The organism is Halomonas elongata DSM 2581, from assembly GCF_000196875.2.
In the GTDB taxonomy this organism is placed as follows: Bacteria; Pseudomonadota; Gammaproteobacteria; order Pseudomonadales; family Halomonadaceae; genus Halomonas; species Halomonas elongata.
Map to the genome: position 1 here is coordinate 1,393,049 of NC_014532.2, position 19,080 is coordinate 1,412,128.

The following is a 19,080-nucleotide window of genomic DNA, read 5'->3' on the forward strand; positions in this document are numbered from 1 at the left end:
TCCGATCCATCAACTGGGCGAGACTATGATCGAAGTCAAGAAAGGCCTGGATCTCCCCATCACGGGTGCCCCAGAGCAGCGCATCGAGGATGCGCGGCCGGTGCGTCACGTGGCCGTCCTAGGAACCGACTACATCGGCATGAAGCCGACCATGGAGGTCCGGGAGGGGGACAAGGTCAAACTGGGCCAACTGCTCTTTACCGACAAGAAGATCGAAGGTGTTCGCTTCACCGCGCCGGCGGCCGGCGAGGTCGTGGCCATCAATCGTGGCGAGAAACGCAAGCTGTTGTCGGTGGTGATCAAGGTCGACGACACCGAGGAGGCGGTCTCCTTCACTGCCCACGGTCGTGACAAGCTGGCATCCCTCGAGCGCCAGACAGTGGTCGACCAACTGGTCGAGTCGGGCCTGTGGACGGCGCTGCGCACGCGCCCGTATTCGCGCACGCCGGCACTGGACGCCAAGCCCGAGAACATCTTCGTCACCGCCATCGACACTCACCCGCTCAGCCCCGATCCCGCCGGCATCATCAACGAGCAGGCCGAGGCCTTCGAGGATGGTCTCAAGGTGCTGACGCGACTGACCGAGGGCAAGGTGTTCCTGTGCACCGCCCCGCAGGCCAGCGTGCCCGGCGGCGAGGTCGACGGTGTGGTCACGGAGACCTTCAGCGGCCCCCATCCGGCTGGCCTGGTCGGTACCCATATCCATCATCTCTCGCCCGTGGCGCTTCACAAGTCGGTCTGGCACCTCGGCTATCAGGATGTCATCGCCTTCGGCAAGCTGTTCGCCGAGGGCAAACTCGACGTCAATCGGGTCATCGCCGTGGGCGGGCCGCGTGCCAAACAGCCGCGCCTGCTGCGCACCCGACTGGGCGCCAGCACCGAAGAGCTGCTGAATGGCGAAGTCGTGGAGCCCGAGGATACCCGGGTGATCTCCGGTTCGGTGTTCTCCGGCATGACCTGCGAAGGCAGCCTGCGCTATCTCGGTCGCTTTTATAACCAGCTCAGCCTGCTCGAGGAAGGCAACAAGCGAAGCTTCCTGGGCTGGCTCTCGCCGGGTGGCAACCGCCATTCCGTGATGGGGATCTATCTTTCCAAGTTGAAGGGCCTGCGCAACTACGCGCCGACCACGTCCACCAATGGGTCGGAGCGAGCCATGGTGCCCGTGGGAGTCTACGAGGAAGTGATGCCGCTGGACATCCTGCCCACCCAGCTGCTGCGCTCGCTGATTGTCGGCGACATCGAAACGGCGATGCAGCTTGGCTGCCTGGAGCTGGATGAGGAGGACCTGGCGCTGTGCACCTACGTGTGTCCCGGCAAGTACGAATACGGTCCCATCCTGCGCGATAACCTCACCATGATTGAGAAAGAGGCCTGATGATGGGTATCCGACAGACACTCGACAATCTCGAGCCGCACTTCCACAAGGGCGGGAAGTACGAGCAGTTCTACCCGCTCTATGAGGCGGTGGACACCATCTTCTATACGCCCCCGAGCGTGGCCAAGACAACCGCCCATGTGCGCGACGGCGTCGATCTCAAGCGCATCATGATCACGGTCTGGCTGTGCACCTTCCCGGCCATGTTCTTCGGCATGTGGAATGCCGGCTGGCAGGCCAACCTGGCCATCGCCGATGGCTTCGGCGCGGCGACCGGCTGGCGCGAAGCGATCGTCATGACCCTGGGCGGCGGCCACGATCCGGGCAGCCTGTGGGGCAACTTCGTGCTCGGCGCCACTTACTTCCTGCCCATCTACCTGGTGACCTTCGTGGTCGGGGGCTTCTGGGAAGTTCTGTTCGCCATCAAGCGTGGCCACGAGGTCAACGAAGGCTTCTTCGTCACCTCGGTACTGTATGCCCTGGTCCTGCCGGCGACCATTCCGCTGTGGCAGGTGGCACTCGGCATCACCTTCGGTGTGGTGATCGGCAAGGAAATCTTCGGCGGCACCGGCAAGAACTTCCTCAACCCGGCGCTGACGGGGCGTGCCTTCCTCTACTTCGCCTATCCGGCACAGATCTCCGGTGATTCCGTGTGGGTCGCGGCCGATGGATTTACCGGCGCCACTGCGCTGTCCACTGCCTATCAGAACGGCATGAGCGCCCTGAGCGACCAGTTCAGCTGGTGGGATGCCTTCCTTGGCTTCATGCCGGGCTCGATAGGCGAGACGTCCACGCTGGCGATCCTGATCGGTGCGGCGGTACTGTTGTGGACCAAGATCGCCTCCTGGCGAATCATGCTTGGCGTCTTCCTCGGCATGGTCGTGACCAGCGCCCTGTTCAACCTGATCGGCTCCGATACCAATCCGATGTTCGCCATGCCCTGGTACTGGCACCTGGTCATCGGTGGTTTCGCCTTCGGCATGGTGTTCATGGCCACCGATCCGGTGTCCGCCTCCATGACCAATCCGGGGCGTCTCATCTTCGGGGCCCTGATCGGCGTCATGACCGTGCTGATCCGCGTGGTGAACCCGGCCTTCCCGGAAGGCATCATGCTGGCGATCCTGTTCGCCAACCTGTTCGCCCCGCTGATCGACCACTTCTTTGTTCAGGCCAACATCAAGCGCCGTGAGCGGCGCACCGGTTCGGCCGAGGAGAATGCCTGATGGCACAGAGCAACAACTCCATCAAGAAGATCCTGACGGTGGCGTTCGCACTCTGCATCGTGTGCTCGATCATCGTCTCCACCGCTGCGGTGGCGCTGCGCTCGAAGCAGCAGCTCAACCAGGAACTCGATCGCAAGACCAATATCCTCAACGTGGCCGACCTCTACGAGCCGGGCGACGATGTGGCGGAAGAGTTCCAGAAGATCACGCCCAGAGTGATCGACCTGCGCAACGGCGAGTACACCGACGAGTACGATCCGGACAGCTTCAATAACTTCGAGGCGGCCAAGGATCCGGCGCAGTCCCGGACCCTGTCCGGCGAGAAGGACATTGCGGGCCTGTCGCGCCAGGAAAATTATACTACCGTCTACCTGGTGGGCGATCCGGACGACCCCGAGCAGGTGATCCTGCCGATTCGCGGGCAGGGCCTGTGGGGGCTGATGCGCGGCTACCTGGCCGTGGAAGGCGACGGCAATACCATCGTCGGCATCACCTACTACTCGCATTCCGAAACCCCCGGGCTCGGCGGCGAGGTCGACAATCCCAAGTGGAAGGCCCAGTGGGAAGGCAAGGAGATCTATGGCGAGGACGGCGACATGAATCCGGCCATCGCCCTGGTCAAGGGAGGCGCCAGCTCCGACACCGAGGTCGATGCACTCTCCGGGGCCTCGTTGACCAGCAAGGGGGTGACCAACATGCTGCAGTTCTGGCTCGGGCCCGAGGGCTTTGGTCCCTATCTGGCCAAGTTCCGCAGTGGCACCGATCAGGAAGCCGCCAACACGGCTTCCGCCGACGAGACTGAAGGAGCCTGAAGATGTCTGCACCGACTGCCAAGGGCGTCCTGACGACGCCGATCTTCAAGAACAACCCCATCGCCTTGCAGATCCTGGGGATCTGTAGTGCGCTGGCGGTAACCAGCAGCATGAGCGTGTCGCTGGTCATGTCGCTGGCGGTGATCTTCGTGACGGCGTTCTCCAACCTGTTCGTCTCGTTGATCCGCCACCACATTCCGTCCTCCATCCGCATCATCGTCCAGATGACGATCATCGCCTCGCTGGTGATCGTGGTGGACCAGATTCTCAAGGCCTATGCCTACGAGATGTCCAAGCAGCTGTCGGTCTTCGTTGGCCTGATCATCACCAACTGCATCGTGATGGGGCGTGCCGAGGGCTTCGCCATGACCAACACGCCGGGGCTGTCCTTCCTGGACGGTGTCGGCAACGGTCTCGGCTACGGCTTCATCCTGATGACCGTCGGCTTCTTCCGCGAACTGCTGGGTTCCGGCAGCGTGTTCGGCTTCACTGTGCTGCAGACCGTGCAGGACGGCGGCTGGTACGTGCCCAACGGGCTGCTGCTGCTGCCGCCGTCGGCGTTCTTCATTATCGGCCTGATCATCTGGGTGCTGCGTGCCATCAACCCCGAGCAGGTCGAGGAGAACGAGTTCGAGATGAAGGCCAACACCCAGCCGAAGGAGGCCGTGTAACATGGAACATTATCTGAGCCTGTTCGTCGCCTCGGTCTTCGTCGAGAACATGGCCCTGGCGTTCTTCCTGGGCATGTGTACCTTCCTGGCCGTGTCCAAGAAGGTGTCCTCGGCGTTCGGCCTGGGCATCGCCGTCATCGTGGTGCTGACCATCACCGTGCCGGTGAACAACCTGATCCTGACCTATCTGCTCGGTGAGGGCGCGCTGACCTGGACCGGTATCCCCGGTGCCGAGAACATCGATCTGACGTTCCTCGGCTATCTGAGCTACATCGGCGTCATCGCCGCCATCGTGCAGATCCTGGAGATGTTCCTGGACAAGTACGTGCCGGCGCTCTACAACGCCCTGGGCGTATTCCTGCCGTTGATCACCGTGAACTGCGCGATCCTCGGCGCGACCCTGTTCATGTCCGAGCGCAATTACAACCTCGGCGAATCCGTGGTCTACGGTCTGGGTGCCGGCGTCGGCTGGGCACTGGCGATCACCGCCCTGGCCGGTATTCGCGAAAAGCTCAAGTACAGCGACGTGCCCGCCTCCCTGCAGGGCCTGGGCATCACTTTCATCACCGTCGGCCTGATGTCGTTGGGCTTCATGTCCTTCTCCGGCATTCAGCTTTGAGGTGGGTCGTGTTCTGCCGGTGGCCATGCGCCACCGGTAACCAGGCAACGCAAGCAATAGGAAACCGACATGGTTGATACAACAGTCATCTTGCTCGGTGTGGTCATGTTCACCGTGGTCATCATCGGTCTGACGGCGGTGATCCTGGCCGCCCGGAGCAAGCTCGTCAGTTCCGGGGACGTCTCCATCGAGATCAACGGCGACCCCGAGCACACCCTTACCACCCAGGCGGGCGGCAAGCTGCTCAACACCCTGGCCGCCAATGGCATCTTCCTGTCATCGGCCTGCGGTGGCGGTGGTTCCTGCGCCCAGTGCCGGTGCCGCGTGGAAGAGGGGGGCGGCTCGATCCTGCCCACCGAGGAGTCGCACTTCACCCTGCGCGAGAAGAAGGAAGGCTGGCGCCTGTCCTGTCAGGTGCCGGTCAAGCAGGACATGAAGATCGAGGTCCCTGAAGAGGTCTTCGGCGTCAAGAAGTGGGAATGCGAGGTCATCGAGAACCCCAACGTCGCGACCTTCATCAAGGAGCTCAACCTGCGCCTGCCCGAAGGCGAAGATGTGGCCTTCCGCGCCGGCGGTTACGTGCAGCTGGTGGCGCCGCCCTACGACATCAAGTTCTCCGACTTCGATATCGAGGAAGAGTACAGGGGCGACTGGGAGAAGTTCGGCCTCTTCGACATCTCCCACAAGAACAACGAGGAAATCATCCGGGCCTACTCGATGGCCAACTACCCGGAAGAGAAGGGTATCCTCAAGTTCAACGTGCGTATCGCCACGCCGCCGCCCAACACCAGCCATCCGCCGGGCTTGATGTCGACCTACGTCTTCAGCCTGAAGCCGGGCGACAAGGTGACCGTGATGGGGCCCTTCGGCGAGTTCTTCGCCAAGGACACCGATGCGGAGATGGTGTTCGTCGGTGGTGGTGCCGGCATGGCGCCGATGCGCAGTCATATCTTCGACCAGCTCAAGCGCCTGGATACCAAGCGCAAGATTACCTTCTGGTATGGGGCACGCTCCTGGCGGGAGACCTTCTACAATGAAGAGTACGACCAGCTGGCCGAGGAGCACGACAACTTCGAGTGGCACCTGGCGTTGTCCGATCCCCTGCCCGAAGACAACTGGGACGGGCCGACCGGCTTCATCCACAATGTCCTCTACGAGATGTATCTCAAGGATCATCCGGCGCCCGAGGATTGCGAGTACTACATGTGCGGGCCGCCCATGATGAACGCTTCGGTGATCAAGATGCTGGTGGATCTTGGCGTCGAACCGGAAAACATCATGCTGGACGACTTCGGTGGCTGACACCGATGCCAACACAGGGCCGGCCTTCGGGCCGGCCCTGTTCGGTCTTTTCGTCGGGTATGCCGATAGCGCGGCTGTCGGCATACCCGACAAGGAGTCCGTTGGGGATCTCATGACCGGATGTCGTGGTCATAATGAATGCAGGCCCCATTCCTTTTATTCTGGAGAGTTCATATGAGTACCTTTCTGGTCGTTCTGGCCCTGATGCTGGTCATCGTGGCGGCCATGGCCGTGGGCGTCATTCTGGGGCGTCGTCCCATCCAGGGGTCCTGTGGCGGGCTCAACAACCTGGGCCTCAAGGAAGGCTGCGAGGTTTGCGGCGGCAAGGACGAGGTCTGCGAGGAAGAGAACCGCAAGCGTGGCCGCGCCCGTCGCAGCAGCGACGAGAACAGTGGCGCCGATCTGGGCTACGACGCCACGCGGCGCTGATCGCGTTTCATCGGGGACCAGCGCCGCCTGCAGTGTTCGAGGTCGGATACTCGAGGCGAACCCCGATACCCTTGCGAAGGCCTTCCCGGCGTCAGGTATCGTCGGAGGGTCGTTCATGGCCGCCAAAACATGGCGACGAGGCGGGTTCGCTGTCTGCTGCATCCTCTTCGCGCAAGGCCGCCAGCACGGCTTCCTTGAGCACCGGCAGATGCGAGGCCTCCAGATCGCGGGCCGCCGAGAGCAGTGTCAGTCGCCCGGCCCGGGCGTGGCGCATCAGCGGCAGGAGATTCTCGGGCGCACTGCGTAGTTCGCCGCGGTAGCGGGCGGCGAAGACGCCGTTGCTGATCTCGCCTTCGTGGTACTGGCGGCGCAGCGTCAGGGACGGTGAGGCGTCCCGGTACCAGTCGGTCAGTGCCAGCGATTCGCGCCGCTTGCCGCGTGGCCAGAGTCGATCCACCAGCAGGCGAGCGCCATCATCGGGCTCGATCGGCTGGTAGACGCGCTTGAGCACGATCTCATAGCTCACCTTGGGCTCTCCTCTCCTTGTTCGAGTGATACCAGTTCCTCCCGGGCACGCGACTGCCAGGGACCGGGTAGTGTCGCCGCCTGCTCGAGGGCATGGCGAGCCCGTTCGATGTTACCTCGTGCCTTGAGCAGCAGGCCGAGATTGAGCCAAGCGGGGGCCAGCTCGGAATCCGATCGGGTTGCGGCACGAAAGGCGGCGATGGCGCCGTCTTCGTCGCCGCTCGCATGCCGGGCGTTGCCCTGGGCAAAGCGTGCCATGGCGGAGCCGGGGTGACGCTCGGCCAGGGCATTCCAGGCCGGCAGGGCGGCTTCGGCACCCTGTACGGATTCGAAGTCGGTGATGGCGCGGATGGCGCTGTCGACATCGTCGCTGGCCGGGAGGTCGCCAGGGGGCAGGGCGACGAAGGCCCAGCGGTCGCTGCGCGCCCAGGTGGCATCGAAACGGTTGAAGGCCACCCGATGCTCGGGCGTCGTTCCGCTGTGCAGGATCATCTGCTCGGCCGGCCGATCGTAGCCGATGGCGACGGCGTAGTGCCAGACCGGCCACAGGGGCAGCGAGAGGTTCTGCATCACCACCACCGGATGGCCGGCATCGAGCTCGGTGAGCAAGGCCTCGAAGCCTCCTTCGAGCGGAAAGGGTATGCGTCCATGGCGACGCACCGCGGCCAGCATCTCGGGCTGTACGCTGCCTTCCCGGTCGGGCAGGAAGACCTGGGGAATCAGGGTGTCCACGTCCACCGAGACACCGCTGGCGCCAAGCGCCATGGCCAGGGAGGCGGGACCGCACTGGTAGTCGCGTTGCCCGTGGAAAGGCACGTCGTCGAGCAGGGCGCGCTGGGGAAGTTCGCGGGCGGTCTCGGGCGACAGGGTCGGTGTCGAGGCGCAGCCCACGAGGCTCAACATGCAGATCGCCAACATGAAAACGCCCGCAAGGCGGGCGTTTCCTGGCTGCCGAAGCAGGCGAATCATTCTAGATGTCTCCCGATCAGCGAGTGAAGGGGTAGACGTTGGTGAGACCGAGGATATCGGTCACCAGCAGGATCACGAAGACGGCGAACAGGGCGCCGACGACGCTGGCCCCGGCGGGCATCTGGTCGAGGCGGTCGGCCATCTCGCTCACCTCGGCATCGGACAGCGCTGCCACGCGCGCCTGTACCTCATCGGCGTCGACGCCCTGCAGCTGCAGTTGACGCTGCACGTCGTCACGGGCCAGGACATCGCGAATGCGCTCGCGGTCCTGCTGGATGGTGCTGGCGTCGAGCACCGCGGCGGTGCCGACCAGCTCGCTGTTCGGTGCGGCGGCGACGGCAGGCAGGCTACCGATGACCAGGGCAATGATCAGGAGGGGACTGAGGAGACGGCTGAGTCGCTTCATGGGGATGCATCCTTTTATGGGTAGTGAGTATGACGGCTCGTGTCGGCTCCGCGTGTGGCGTCCTTGCGTCGCGACGATGGCGATGATGACTCATTATAGCGAATAAGTGTCTGAGATTTCACGGATCGCCGCTATCCTCATCCGCCGACTCTGTAGGAGGAAGGCAGCTCCGCCAGCAGCCCGCGACCGCCTGCCAGCGTCAGTGCCAGGTCGTGCAGGCCGTCCCATAGCGGGATGGTGCCGGCACCCTTGATCGTCAGGTCGAGACGCTGGGCAAACAACAGCAGCTTGTGCAGCCGTTTCATGGGCAGGCGCTGGATGGCCTGCTGGTAGGCGGGGCGGCGCTTGTCGAAGATAGGCGGCTTCTGGGCCTTGCAGGCATGTTCGAGGCTCTGGCCCTGATCCAGGTGCTGGTGGATCGACAGCAGCAGCCGCAGCTCCCGGGTCAGGGCCCACAGGACGATGGGCGGCTCGACACCCTCGCCACGCAGGCCGCCCAGGATACGCGACACCCGGGCGCGCTCGCCCTTGAGGCAGGCGTCCAGCAGGGTGAAGACATCGTAACGGGCGCTGTCCTCCACGCCACCGGCTACCTGTTGAGGGGAGATGCGTGCTCCGGGCGGCAGCAGCAGGGCCAGCTTCTGCAGTTCCTGATCAGCGGCCAGCAGGTTGCCCTCGGTGCGTTCGCCGAGCAGGCGAGCGGCATCGAGATCCAGGGTCAGGCCGTGTCGGGAGGCGCGGTCGCGCAGCCAGAAGTGCAGTCGGGAGGCATCCACCGGCCATACCGGGACGAAGAGCCCGGCCTTGTCCAGTGCCTTGAACCAGGCGCTTTTCTGTTCGCGATAGTCCAGCTTGGCGGAGGCGATCAGCAGGATGTTGTCACTGCCGCTCATGCCCTCGGCATATTCCTTGAGCGCCTTGGCGCCTTCCTGGCCGGGCTTGCCGTTCAGGCGCAGCTCGATGAGCTTGCGGGAAGCGAACAGAGACAGGCTGGCGGCGCTTTCGAGCAGGCGCCCCCAGGGGAAGTTGGCTTCCACATGCAGCACTTCGCGTTCTTCGATTCCGGCTTCGCGCGCCGTGCGACGCACGGCATCGCACGCCTCCATGTGCTGCAGCGGCTCATCGCCGGCGACGATCACTACCGGAGGCAGGGACTTGGCCAGGGCGTCCTCGAGCTTGTCGGCGAAGACCTTCACGCTTGTCTCCTCATTGGCCGTCGAGGGCCCGCAGCCGTTCCAGCAACTGGTCGACCGCCTTGCGACGCAGGCGACGCTGCACCTCGCTACGTCGATCGTCGACGGAGAGCAGGTTGTTGCTGCTCAAGGTGAGGCGCTCCTGGACCTCGAGGCGCTGCTGATCGAGCAGATAGGCGCCATCGTCGCGCCGCTGGACCGAAAAGGGCACTTCGAGCGTCATGTCGTATGCCTGGTGACCGGATTTCAGCACGCTCAAGCGCTGTTCACCGAAGGACTCCGGTCCCAGGTTCAAGACCTGCGGGGCCGCCTCTTCGACACTGACGTTCGCTGCCCGCAGGCGCTTGACCGCGAGCCGGGAAAGGTCGTCATCCGTGCCATCCACGGCCAGCGCGGCGAAGGGCAGGGAAGCGGTGCCCATGCCTCGCAGGCGGAAACCGCATCCCGCCAGCGCCAGGGAAGCGCCGGTGGCCAGGGTCAGGCGGAGCAGGGTTCGACGCTGCATGGAAACTCCTTGGGCAGTGGATCAGCCGACGACGATGTTGACCAGCTTGCCGGGCACCACGATGACCTTGCGAATCGTCTTGCCCTCGATATGGCGCTGGACGTTCTCGGTGGCCATGGCCTGGGCCTCGATGGCGGCCTTGTTGGCGTCGGCCGGGACCTCGAGACGAGCGCGCAGCTTGCCGTTGACCTGGGCCACCAGTTCAATGGTGTCCCGGGCGAGTGCCGACTCATCCAGTGCCGGCCAGCGGGCGTCGATGGCCGGCTCGTCATGGCCGAGCTCGGCCCAGAGCGTGTGGCAGACATGCGGCGTGATGGGCGCCAGCAGCAGCACGCAGGCTTCGACCGCTTCCCGGGCCACGGCCAGGCCGAGCGGGCTTGTGTCATCGAACTTGCCGAGCGCGTTGGTCAGCTCCATCACCGCGGCGATGGCGGTATTGAAGGTGGTGCGCCGGCCGATGTCGTCGCTGGCCTTCTGGATGGTCTCGTGGGTCTTGCGACGCAGTTCGCGCTGGGCATCGTCGAGCGACTCGGTATCGAGTGTCGCGGGCGTGCCGGCTTCGAGGTGCTCGGCGACCAGACGCCACAGGCGCTTGAGGAAGCGATGGGCGCCCTCGACGCCGGAGTCCGACCACTCCAGGGATTGTTCGGGCGGTGCGGCGAACATCATGAACAGCCGCACGGTATCGGCGCCGAAACGATCGATCATCGCCTGAGGGTCGACGCCGTTGTTCTTCGACTTGGACATCTTCTCGATGCCGCCCATCTCCACCGGCTGGCCATCTGCCACCAGCGTTGCGCTGACCGGGCGACCCTTGTCGTCGCGGCTGACCTCGACATCGGCGGGGTTGAACCACTGCTTGCCGCCGTTGGCGGTGGGGCGGTAATAAGTCTCGGCGATCACCATGCCCTGGGTCAGCAGGCGCTGGAAGGGCTCGTCGGCCTTTACCAGGCCGAAGTCGCGCATCAGCTTGGTGAAGAAACGCGCGTAGAGAAGGTGCAGGATGGCGTGCTCGATGCCGCCGATGTACAGATCCACCGGCAGCCAGTAGTCGGCGCGGTCGTCGAGCATGGCCGTGTGGTTGTCGGCACAGCAGAAGCGCGCGAAGTACCAGGAGGACTCCATGAAGGTGTCGAAGGTATCGGTTTCGCGCGTCCAGCCATCACCCAGGTCGCTGAATTCGGGCATCTTCTTCAGCGGCGAGCCGGAGGCGTCGACGGTGACCTCGAGCGGCAGCGACACCGGCAGCTCGTCGTCGGAGAGCGGAACGGTCTGGCCTTCGGGGCCGTACTTGACCGGGATGGGAGCGCCCCAGTAGCGCTGACGCGCCACGCCCCAGTCGCGCAGCCGGTAGTTGGTCTTGACCTCGCCGCGCCCTTGTTCGGCGAGCCTGGCGGCGATGGCATCGAAGGCCGCCTCGAAGCCGAGACCGTCGAATTCGCCGGAGTTGATCAGGGTGCCGTACTCGGTATGAGCGCCGGCGGAAAGGTCCGGCGTGTCGCCGTTGGCATCGGCGATCACCGGCTCGATGGGAATGCCGTACTTGGTGGCGAACTCCCAGTCGCGCTGGTCGTGGGCCGGCACCGCCATCACCGCCCCGGTGCCGAACTCCATCAGCACGAAGTTGGCGACATAGACGGGCAGCTCGCGACCGCTGAGCGGGTGAATGGCCGAATGCCCGGTGGGCATGCCTTTCTTTTCCTTGGTGGCCAGTTCTGCCTCGGAGGTGCCGCCGCGGGCACACTCCTCGAGGAAATCGGCCAGGGCGGCGTCGTTCCGGGCGGCGGACTTGGCCAGCGGATGGTCGGCGGCCACGGCCAGGTAGGTCACGCCCATCAGGGTGTCGGGGCGGGTGGTGTAGACCGAGAGCGGCTCCAGCGGCGAGCCGTCGGCGGCATGCGTATCGAAGGTCAACTCCACGCCGCGCGACTTGCCGATCCAGTTGCGCTGCATGGTCTTGACCTGCTCGGGCCAGTCGATCCGGTCGAGATCGGCCAGCAGCTCCTCGGCGTAGTCGGTGATCTTGAGGAACCACAGGGGGATTTCCTTGCGTTCCACCAGCGCGCCGCTGCGCCAGCCGCGTCCCTCGATGACCTGCTCGTTGGCCAGCACGGTCTGGTCGACCGGGTCCCAGTTGACCATGGACATCTTCTTGTAGACCAGGCCCTTTTCCACCAGCTTGGTGAAGAACCACTGCTCCCAGCGGTAGTAGTCGCTGTCGCAGGTGGCGAACTCGCGGCTCCAGTCATAGGCGAAGCCCAGCGACTTGAGCTGGGCGCGCATGGTCTCGATGTTCTGCTGGGTCCAGCGGGCCGGGGGAACCTGGTTCTGGATGGCCGCGTTCTCCGCCGGCATGCCGAAGGCGTCCCAGCCCATGGGCTGCATCACGTTCTTGCCCTGCATGCGCTGGTAGCGGGATACCACATCACCGATGGTGTAGTTGCGCACATGCCCCATGTGTAGCTTGCCGCTGGGATAGGGGAACATCGACAGGCAGTAGAACTTCTCGCGATCGGTATCCTCGATCGCCTTGAAGCACTGGTTTTCGTCCCAGAACCGCTGGGCGTCGCGTTCGATATCAAAGGGCTTGTATTGTGCGTCCATCGCTGTATTCGGATACCTTGCTGGTCGAGGGCAACGCGGGCGGTGCTGCGCATGTCAGCGGGTCGGCGCAAGGTGTCGCCCCGCGAGAGGCGAAAGGTGCTTGATTCGCCGACGGCGTGCCGTCTAAATGGAAAAAGCGTAGGCTCGCAAGGATACCCCAGCACGACGGGTTCCGGCTACGGGCCGGCCAATGTCAGGCGCCAGAACGAGGAGAAGCAGATGAGCGAGCAACAGGATCCGCAATCCCGGGATCATCGATTGAAGGCAGCCTATGAGCGCATGCTCGACCGTCTCAAGGAAGGTGCCGGTGAACTGAATCGCGATGCCCTGCAGCATGAGCTCGACGAGGCCGTCGAATTCGAGGCCGAGGTCGAAGAGTTCACGCGCGATGAGCTGGCGTTGCTGCGTGCCTGGGTCGAACGTGACCTCAAGGAGATGCGTCGCTACCTGAGTGCCGGTGGCGAAGGCGTGGCCAGCTGGTTGGGCATCGATCTGTCGGTGTTGTCGCGCAAGGTGACCGAGTCGCTGTTTTCCATCGCCGATCGCAGCCTCATCGAACGCGAGCGCCTGGAAGACGACCTGGAAGCCTCGCGGGCCGATTACACCGCCGGTGAGATGGCCGCGCCCGGGCGCATGGCCTGTGCGCACTGCGATGCCATCGTCGAACTGGCCGGCGTGGCGCGCATCGAACCTTGCCATCAATGCGGTCATCGCTATTTCGTGCGGGCGCCGGTGGCCTGAGTCTCAGCTATCGAGCAGCCACAGGGTTCCCACCACCAGGATGGCCATGACCAGGGCATAGCCCAGGTTGTGGCGCATCATGTGGGTGCCGGAGACACCGTAGCGCCCCTGCAGCGAGAGGTTGATGCCCGACAAGGGGCCGACGCTGGTGCCCACTGCCCAGGCGCTCAGGGCGACGAAGGCGAACAGTGTCTGGTCCCCGGCGGCCAGGTCGAGCACCGAGGCCAGCACCGAGACGCCGATGATCGGGTGCAGGCCGGCCAGGGCGCTGGCGACGATGATCAAAAAGCTCAGTGTCGCCTGGGGAACGCCGAAGTGCGCGAACAGCGTCCAGTCGTTGCCGGTGGCGGCATCGACCAGCGTCGACAGTCCCTGGGTCAGCAGGCCGGCGCACAGGAACAGCGAGATCTCGCCGCGCATGGCCGGCAGCCGGGTCACGGTATGCTGCCGCACTCGGCTCAGGGTCCAGCGAGGCCCTCGGGAAAGGTTGGTGGCCAGGGCCACGCTCGGCATCAGGAAGGTGATGATGCTGACGATGGACAGTTCTGGCGTCAGCACGTAATGGAAGACCATCACCAGGCCGGCCATGGCCACCGGCATCAGCAGGCTGCGCGGCGACATCGAGAAGCCGGCGGTCTCGGTCATGTCGAAACGGCGCGGCAGTTCGAGCAGGGTCAGCAATCCCGAGCACAAGGCCAGGGGCAGGCCATGGGCGACGATGGTAGCGTAATCCATCGCCGGCGCCAGGGTCATCACCACCCCCATGGAGGCGAAGAACGGCGACCAGAGTGCCGCGCTGGAAAGCCCTCGGTTGAGGCCCAGCAGTTGCGGCGTGGTGAGCGGGCCGCGTCGCTCGAGCCGGTCGCCGACCATGAACACCGTCGACAGGTTGAGAATCGTGCCGAGCAGGTGCACGCCGAGCCAGGTGCCGGCAAGCCCGCGGCGGCCGGTCACGGCATGGCCGGTGGGCGGCTGTGACTGGCCGCGGAGATTGCCGATCAGACCGATGAAGCTGACCCCCACCAGCATGGCCACCACATAGGTGTTGCCGTCGAGCATCGCCCACCAATCGATCTGCGCACCGAAGCCGAAGCGTGCCGTCAGCAACAGCCCGAGCCCGATGGCGGCCAGCCAGCCCGCCTGGCGACGATTCCTGGACGGGATATCGCGCCACAGCAGGGCGGTACCCAGCCAGAGGGCATAACCGACCAGATGCGGGCTGAATGGTGAGGCGCCGGTGAACTGGGTGATCTGGATGACCAGGCCGGCCAGTATCGTCAGTCCGGCCAGGGCTCGCCGGCGCCGTGTGGCCTCGTCGGGCCCTTCGTCTCGCGTAGGCTGCATGCGTCATGTTCTAGAGAAATTCATAGCATCCTAAGCAAGCTTGCCGGCGGTCACAAGCCGCAGGGCCTTGTTCACATGGACGGCCATTCCGGCTGTCGTCTCTCCAGCCACTTGTTTCTTCAGGCCTTTCGGGGCGCGCGATTCGCATACCTGCGCCTCGGGATCAACGGTTGTTTGCTAGTCACAGTTTGTTACAGTCCTGTCGCAAAATAACGACAATATCGCTTCAAAAGGGGCAAAGTCCCTGCATTCCGATGCCATTTCGTCCCAATTACGAGGAGAAACTGTGATTCAGCGATCATTCAAGGCCGCTGGCCTTGCCGTGGGAACTCTTGTCTTCGCCACGCCGGCAGTGGCGCAAGGCACTCAGGACTCCGAGGCCATGCAGCGTCAGATCGACGCCCTGCGTGCCGAGGTACAGCGTCTGCAGGAGCAGGTCGATGAGCGGCCGGCGAAGCGTCAGGACGATGACGTGTCCACGCGCGAACTGGCCGAGGAGAACAGTGCCGTCCTCGATACGATCCGGAGCACGCAGTTCAACGGCCAGCTCGAGTTCGGCTCGGTCTTCAACGACTGGAGCGAGCGAGACAAGGAAACCGCGGGGGATCTGGACTTCGGCAAGTTCAACCTCGGCGTCACTGGCGGTACCGGCAAGTTCAATTACTCTTTCCAGTACCGCTTCTACGACGGTTACAACTTCCTGCAGCATGGCTGGCTGGGGTACGACGTCACCGAGAACGACAGCGTCAAGCTGGGTCTGGTGCAGGCACCGTTCGGCAACATGGATTACGGCTATCTCGGTTGGTACGGCACCCTGCCGTATATCGCCGGCTTCAACGACAACCAGAACGCCGGTATCAAGTGGGATCACAGCCAGGGCGCCTGGGATACTTCCCTGGCCTTCTTCAAGAGCGACCAGTTGGGCGATGGCAACGAGCATTACGGCGCCAACCCCATCGGCAGCAGCGCGCAGGGCAATTCGAAGGAGAATCAGCTCGCCGGGCGCGTTGCCTACACCTTCGGCCAGGGCACGGATGCCACCACCGAGATCAACTTCTCGGCCAAGGGCGGCCAGCTCTATAACACCCATACGGGCGAGAGCGGCGACAACTGGCAGGCGGCCCTGGGCCTCAGTGGCCATTACGGCAACTGGATGACTCGCTTCCAGGCCACTACCTACGAGTACAATGCCGAAAACCCGGACGAGAGCGTCTCGGGCATCTCCGACAATGTGATGCAGATCGGGGCCTTCGGCTTCAACTATCTGATCCCCGCCGAGGGCGAAATGTACTCCGCCAGCCTGGCGTACAGCATGGACGTCGACTGGGGGCCGGTGGAGAATCTCTACTTCTACAATGACTTCAGTGTCATCGATCCGTCCCAGGATTATGCGGCCACCAATGGCGGCTTCGGCGATCAGGCCGATCCCATGCTCAACGATCTGGGCATGAAGGTGACGGCCGGGCCTTACTACGCCTGGTTCGATATCGTCACCAACAAGAATGGGCTGAATTACTTCGGCTCGCCGGTCGATGGCGATTGGCATACCAGTTTCCAGACCCACTTCGGTCTGACCTTCTGAACCGGATGCTTGCCTGAGTACCGTACGACACGCCCCGCTCGAGCCGAGCGGGGCGTTCTCGTTGCGGCCCCGGCATGGCGTACAAAGCCACGGTGGTGGGTCACGACATGGGGGAGGGCGACATCACTCCTGCCAGGCGAGCGCCTCGGGAGTGCGTGCGGCATCGAACATGTCGAGCATCGCCCGGGCGGCGTTGGAAAGCGTGCGGCTGCGGTGGACCAGATATCCCAGGGGGCGGTGGATGGGCGGATGATCCACGTCGAGTTCGTGCAGTTCGCCGGCCACCATGCTTTCGGGCAGCAGGCTCCAGCCCAGGCCGATGCTGGCCATCATCTTGAGGGTCTCCAGATAATTGGTGGAGATCGCCACCGGCAGGTCCAGACCGGCGGCGGCGAAGCGGGACTCGATCAGGGTACGGGTGAAGGTCAGCGGCCCGGGCAGCACGGCGTCGTGATCGCACAGTTCATGCAGGGCCAGATGGCGACGCCGGGCCAGTGGGTGGTCCTCGGCACAGACGAAACAGAGTCGGTCGACCCAGACCGGTACCGTCTCCAGTTGCGGGTCCGGGTGCGGTGCCAGGGTCGCTGCGGCGATTTCCAGTTCGCCGTCGAGCACGCCCTGGTAGGCCTGCTCGGAATCCAGGAAATGCAGATCCAGTCGCACCTCGGGGTGGCGGCGGGTATAGCGTTCGAGCAGTGGCGGCAGCCGATGCAGCCCGAGATGATGGCTGGTGGCCAGGGTCAGGCGGCCGGCGACATCACCGCTGAGGTTGCCGAGCGCCCGCCGGCTGTCATCGACCATCACCAGGATGCGTCGCGCCCGGGGCAGCAGCAGGCGGCCGGCCTCGGTCAGGGCGACGCGACGGCCGATACGATCGAACAGCCGGGCATCGATCTGTCCCTCGAGCACGGCGATGCGCTTGCTGACCGCCGGCTGCGTCAGGTGCAACTGCTCGGCGGCCCTGGAGAAGCTGCCGCTGTCGGCCACGGCCAGGAAGGCCTGCAGGCTCTGGGTATCCATGATGTTTCTCCCGGATATTCGTATTCCAAAAGGGAATCCATTAAATAAATAACATGAATTGCTTTTATGTGCGCGCCGCGGGAGACTACAGAAAAAGGGGCAAAAGGACCGGACTAGACCCCAAAGGTGCGCTGCATGGCTGAGCAGCACCGGAGACAGGCCTAAGAGGAAGTCCGATTCCAGGGCAGGAATCGGTAGCGTACAAGGAATGTATGCACAGCACCTCCTCAAAGGCCTGTCACCGGAAAAGCTGCGATGCGGGCGCCGTACTTTGTGAGACCGACCGGACACGCACAGGGCCGCAGGCCCGGGAGAACGAGATGGCAGGCCAGACACTTTACGACAAGCTGTGGTCGCAGCACCTGGTGAAGGAGCGCGGCGATGGTACCGCACTGATCTACATCGACCGTCACCTGCTGCACGAGGTGACCTCGCCCCAGGCCTTCGAGGGGCTGCGGCTGGCCGGGCGTCGCCCGTGGCGGCTGGATGCCAACCTGGCGACGCCGGACCACAACGTGCCGACCACACTGCTGGAGCGTGCCGAAGGCAATGCCGGGATCAAGGATCCGGTCTCGCTGATCCAGGTACAGACACTGGACGACAACTGCGAAGCCTTCGGCATCGAGGAGTTTCGCATCAACGATCCGCGCCAGGGCATCGTCCACGTGGTGGGCCCCGAGCAGGGCGCGACCCTGCCCGGCATGACCGTCGTCTGCGGGGATTCCCACACGGCGACCCATGGGGCCTTCGCCGCGCTTTCCCACGGTATCGGTACCTCCGAGGTGGAGCATGTGCTGGCCACCCAGTGCCTGCTGGCGCAGAAGATGAAGAACATGCAGGTCCGGGTGGAAGGCGAGCTCGGCGAAGGCGTCACCGCCAAGGATGTGGTGCTGGCCATCATCGGTCGCATCGGCACCGCCGGCGGCACGGGCTATGCCATCGAGTTCGCCGGCAGCGCCATTCGCGGGCTCTCCATGGAAGGCCGGATGACGGTCTGCAACATGGCCATCGAGGCCGGAGCCCGGGTCGGGCTCATCGCCGTGGATGACACCACCATCGACTATCTCCGCGATCGCCACTACGCCCCCCGGGGCGAGCAGTGGGAGGCCGCGGTGGCCGACTGGCGGAACCTGGTTTCCGACGATGACGCAGTGTTCGACAAGGTGGTGACCCTGGACGCCGCCGAGATCGAGCCGCAGGTGTCCTGGGGCACCAGCCCGGAGATGGTCGCCGGTATCGGCGGCGAGGTGCCCGACCCGGCCGAGGCCGACGACGAAACAGCGCGTACCGGCATCACGCGGGCCCTGGAATACATGGGGCTGGTGCCGAAGCAGAAGATCACCGATATCCGCCTCGACAAGGTCTTCATCGGCTCGTGCACCAATTCGCGGATCGAAGATCTGCGCGCGGCCGCCAAGGTCGCCAAGGGGCGCAAGGTCGCCGACTCGATCGCCCTGGCCATGGTGGTGCCCGGCTCCGGACTGGTGAAGCGCCAGGCCGAGGAAGAAGGGCTCGATCGGATCTTCATCGATGCCGGCTTTGAATGGCGCGAGCCCGGCTGCTCCATGTGCCTGGCCATGAATGCCGACAAGCTGGGTGCCGGCGAGCATTGCGCCTCGACCTCGAACCGCAACTTCGAGGGTCGCCAGGGCTATGGCGGCCGAACGCACCTGGTGAGCCCGGCAATGGCCGCCGCCGCCGCCATCGCCGGTCACTTCGTCGATGTCCGCCATTTCGACGCCACTGCGCAGGAGGCTTGA

General features: G+C 64.2%; 18 protein-coding genes. 10 read left to right on the top strand and 8 right to left on the bottom strand.

Annotated elements, in window-relative coordinates; translation table 11 throughout:
* Positions 1–25: 25 nt before the first annotated feature.
* The 7 genes from HELO_RS06655 to nqrM all read left to right on the top strand — a co-directional run bounded on the left by HELO_RS06655 (position 26) and on the right by nqrM (position 6,431).
* A complete protein-coding gene (locus HELO_RS06655; RefSeq protein ID WP_013331971.1) occupies positions 26–1,375 on the top strand; it encodes a Na(+)-translocating NADH-quinone reductase subunit A in 1,350 nt (449 codons plus the stop codon).
* Positions 1,375–2,598 carry an NADH:ubiquinone reductase (Na(+)-transporting) subunit B gene (locus HELO_RS06660; protein WP_013331972.1) on the top strand — a complete coding sequence of 408 codons (1,224 nt, stop codon included), beginning with the start codon at positions 1,375–1,377 and terminating at the stop codon, positions 2,596–2,598. Before HELO_RS06655 ends, HELO_RS06660 begins: the two co-directional genes overlap by 1 nt.
* On the top strand, positions 2,598–3,410 hold the full coding sequence (locus HELO_RS06665) for a Na(+)-translocating NADH-quinone reductase subunit C (protein ID WP_013331973.1): 813 nt from the start codon (positions 2,598–2,600) through the stop codon (positions 3,408–3,410). The genes HELO_RS06660 and HELO_RS06665 overlap by 1 nt, the downstream gene beginning before the upstream one ends.
* Positions 3,411–3,412: 2 nt before the next feature.
* Positions 3,413–4,081 (top strand): NADH:ubiquinone reductase (Na(+)-transporting) subunit D, encoded by a 669-nt coding sequence (locus HELO_RS06670; protein ID WP_013331974.1) that lies wholly within the window; start codon positions 3,413–3,415, stop codon positions 4,079–4,081.
* Between the two features lies 1 nt (position 4,082).
* Entirely contained in the window at positions 4,083–4,700 is a 618-nt protein-coding gene (gene nqrE, locus HELO_RS06675) for an NADH:ubiquinone reductase (Na(+)-transporting) subunit E (RefSeq protein ID WP_013331975.1), read from the top strand.
* A 69-nt stretch (positions 4,701–4,769) separates the two neighbouring features.
* Complete coding sequence (gene nqrF, locus HELO_RS06680) at positions 4,770–6,002, top strand: NADH:ubiquinone reductase (Na(+)-transporting) subunit F (RefSeq protein WP_013331976.1); 1,233 nt, start codon at positions 4,770–4,772, stop codon at positions 6,000–6,002.
* Between the two features lie 174 nt (positions 6,003–6,176).
* A complete protein-coding gene (gene nqrM, locus HELO_RS06685; protein ID WP_013331977.1) occupies positions 6,177–6,431 on the top strand; it encodes a (Na+)-NQR maturation NqrM in 255 nt (84 codons plus the stop codon).
* A 91-nt stretch (positions 6,432–6,522) separates the two neighbouring features.
* Here the strand turns inward: nqrM and HELO_RS06690 are convergent, their stop codons facing one another.
* The 6 genes from HELO_RS06690 to leuS form a co-directional block, all read right to left on the bottom strand.
* Positions 6,523–6,957, bottom strand: a complete 435-nt coding sequence (locus HELO_RS06690) for a DUF488 domain-containing protein (RefSeq protein WP_013331978.1) — start codon at positions 6,955–6,957, stop codon at positions 6,523–6,525.
* On the bottom strand, positions 6,954–7,925 hold the full coding sequence (locus HELO_RS06695) for a PA2778 family cysteine peptidase (protein WP_013331979.1): 972 nt from the start codon (positions 7,923–7,925) through the stop codon (positions 6,954–6,956). Before HELO_RS06695 ends, HELO_RS06690 begins: the two co-directional genes overlap by 4 nt.
* 16 nt (positions 7,926–7,941) lie before the next feature.
* On the bottom strand, positions 7,942–8,331 hold the full coding sequence (locus tag HELO_RS06700) for a PA2779 family protein (protein WP_013331980.1): 390 nt from the start codon (positions 8,329–8,331) through the stop codon (positions 7,942–7,944).
* A gap of 137 nt (positions 8,332–8,468) precedes the next feature.
* Positions 8,469–9,527, bottom strand: a complete 1,059-nt coding sequence (holA, locus tag HELO_RS06705) for a DNA polymerase III subunit delta (RefSeq protein ID WP_013331981.1) — start codon at positions 9,525–9,527, stop codon at positions 8,469–8,471.
* 10 nt (positions 9,528–9,537) lie between these two features.
* A complete protein-coding gene (locus HELO_RS06710) occupies positions 9,538–10,029 on the bottom strand; it encodes an LPS-assembly lipoprotein LptE (RefSeq protein WP_013331982.1) in 492 nt (163 codons plus the stop codon).
* Positions 10,030–10,050: 21 nt separating this feature from the next.
* Positions 10,051–12,633 carry a leucine--tRNA ligase gene (leuS, locus tag HELO_RS06715; RefSeq protein WP_013331983.1) on the bottom strand — a complete coding sequence of 861 codons (2,583 nt, stop codon included), beginning with the start codon at positions 12,631–12,633 and terminating at the stop codon, positions 10,051–10,053.
* A 219-nt stretch (positions 12,634–12,852) separates the two neighbouring features.
* Between leuS and HELO_RS06720 the strand changes: the two genes are divergently transcribed.
* Positions 12,853–13,374 (top strand): zinc ribbon-containing protein, encoded by a 522-nt coding sequence (locus tag HELO_RS06720; RefSeq protein ID WP_041601971.1) that lies wholly within the window; start codon positions 12,853–12,855, stop codon positions 13,372–13,374.
* 3 nt (positions 13,375–13,377) lie between these two features.
* Here the strand turns inward: HELO_RS06720 and HELO_RS06725 are convergent, their stop codons facing one another.
* Complete coding sequence (locus HELO_RS06725; protein WP_013331985.1) at positions 13,378–14,718, bottom strand: hypothetical protein; 1,341 nt, start codon at positions 14,716–14,718, stop codon at positions 13,378–13,380.
* A 286-nt stretch (positions 14,719–15,004) separates the two neighbouring features.
* Between HELO_RS06725 and HELO_RS06730 the strand changes: the two genes are divergently transcribed.
* Entirely contained in the window at positions 15,005–16,300 is a 1,296-nt protein-coding gene (locus HELO_RS06730; protein WP_013331986.1) for a hypothetical protein, read from the top strand.
* 123 nt (positions 16,301–16,423) lie between these two features.
* Here the strand turns inward: HELO_RS06730 and HELO_RS06735 are convergent, their stop codons facing one another.
* Complete coding sequence (locus HELO_RS06735) at positions 16,424–17,320, bottom strand: LysR family transcriptional regulator (protein WP_013331987.1); 897 nt, start codon at positions 17,318–17,320, stop codon at positions 16,424–16,426.
* A gap of 320 nt (positions 17,321–17,640) precedes the next feature.
* Between HELO_RS06735 and leuC the strand changes: the two genes are divergently transcribed.
* The gene (gene leuC / locus HELO_RS06740; protein WP_041601972.1) at positions 17,641–19,080 is read left to right on the top strand and encodes a 3-isopropylmalate dehydratase large subunit; all 1,440 of its coding nucleotides are present in this window, start codon (positions 17,641–17,643) and stop codon (positions 19,078–19,080) included.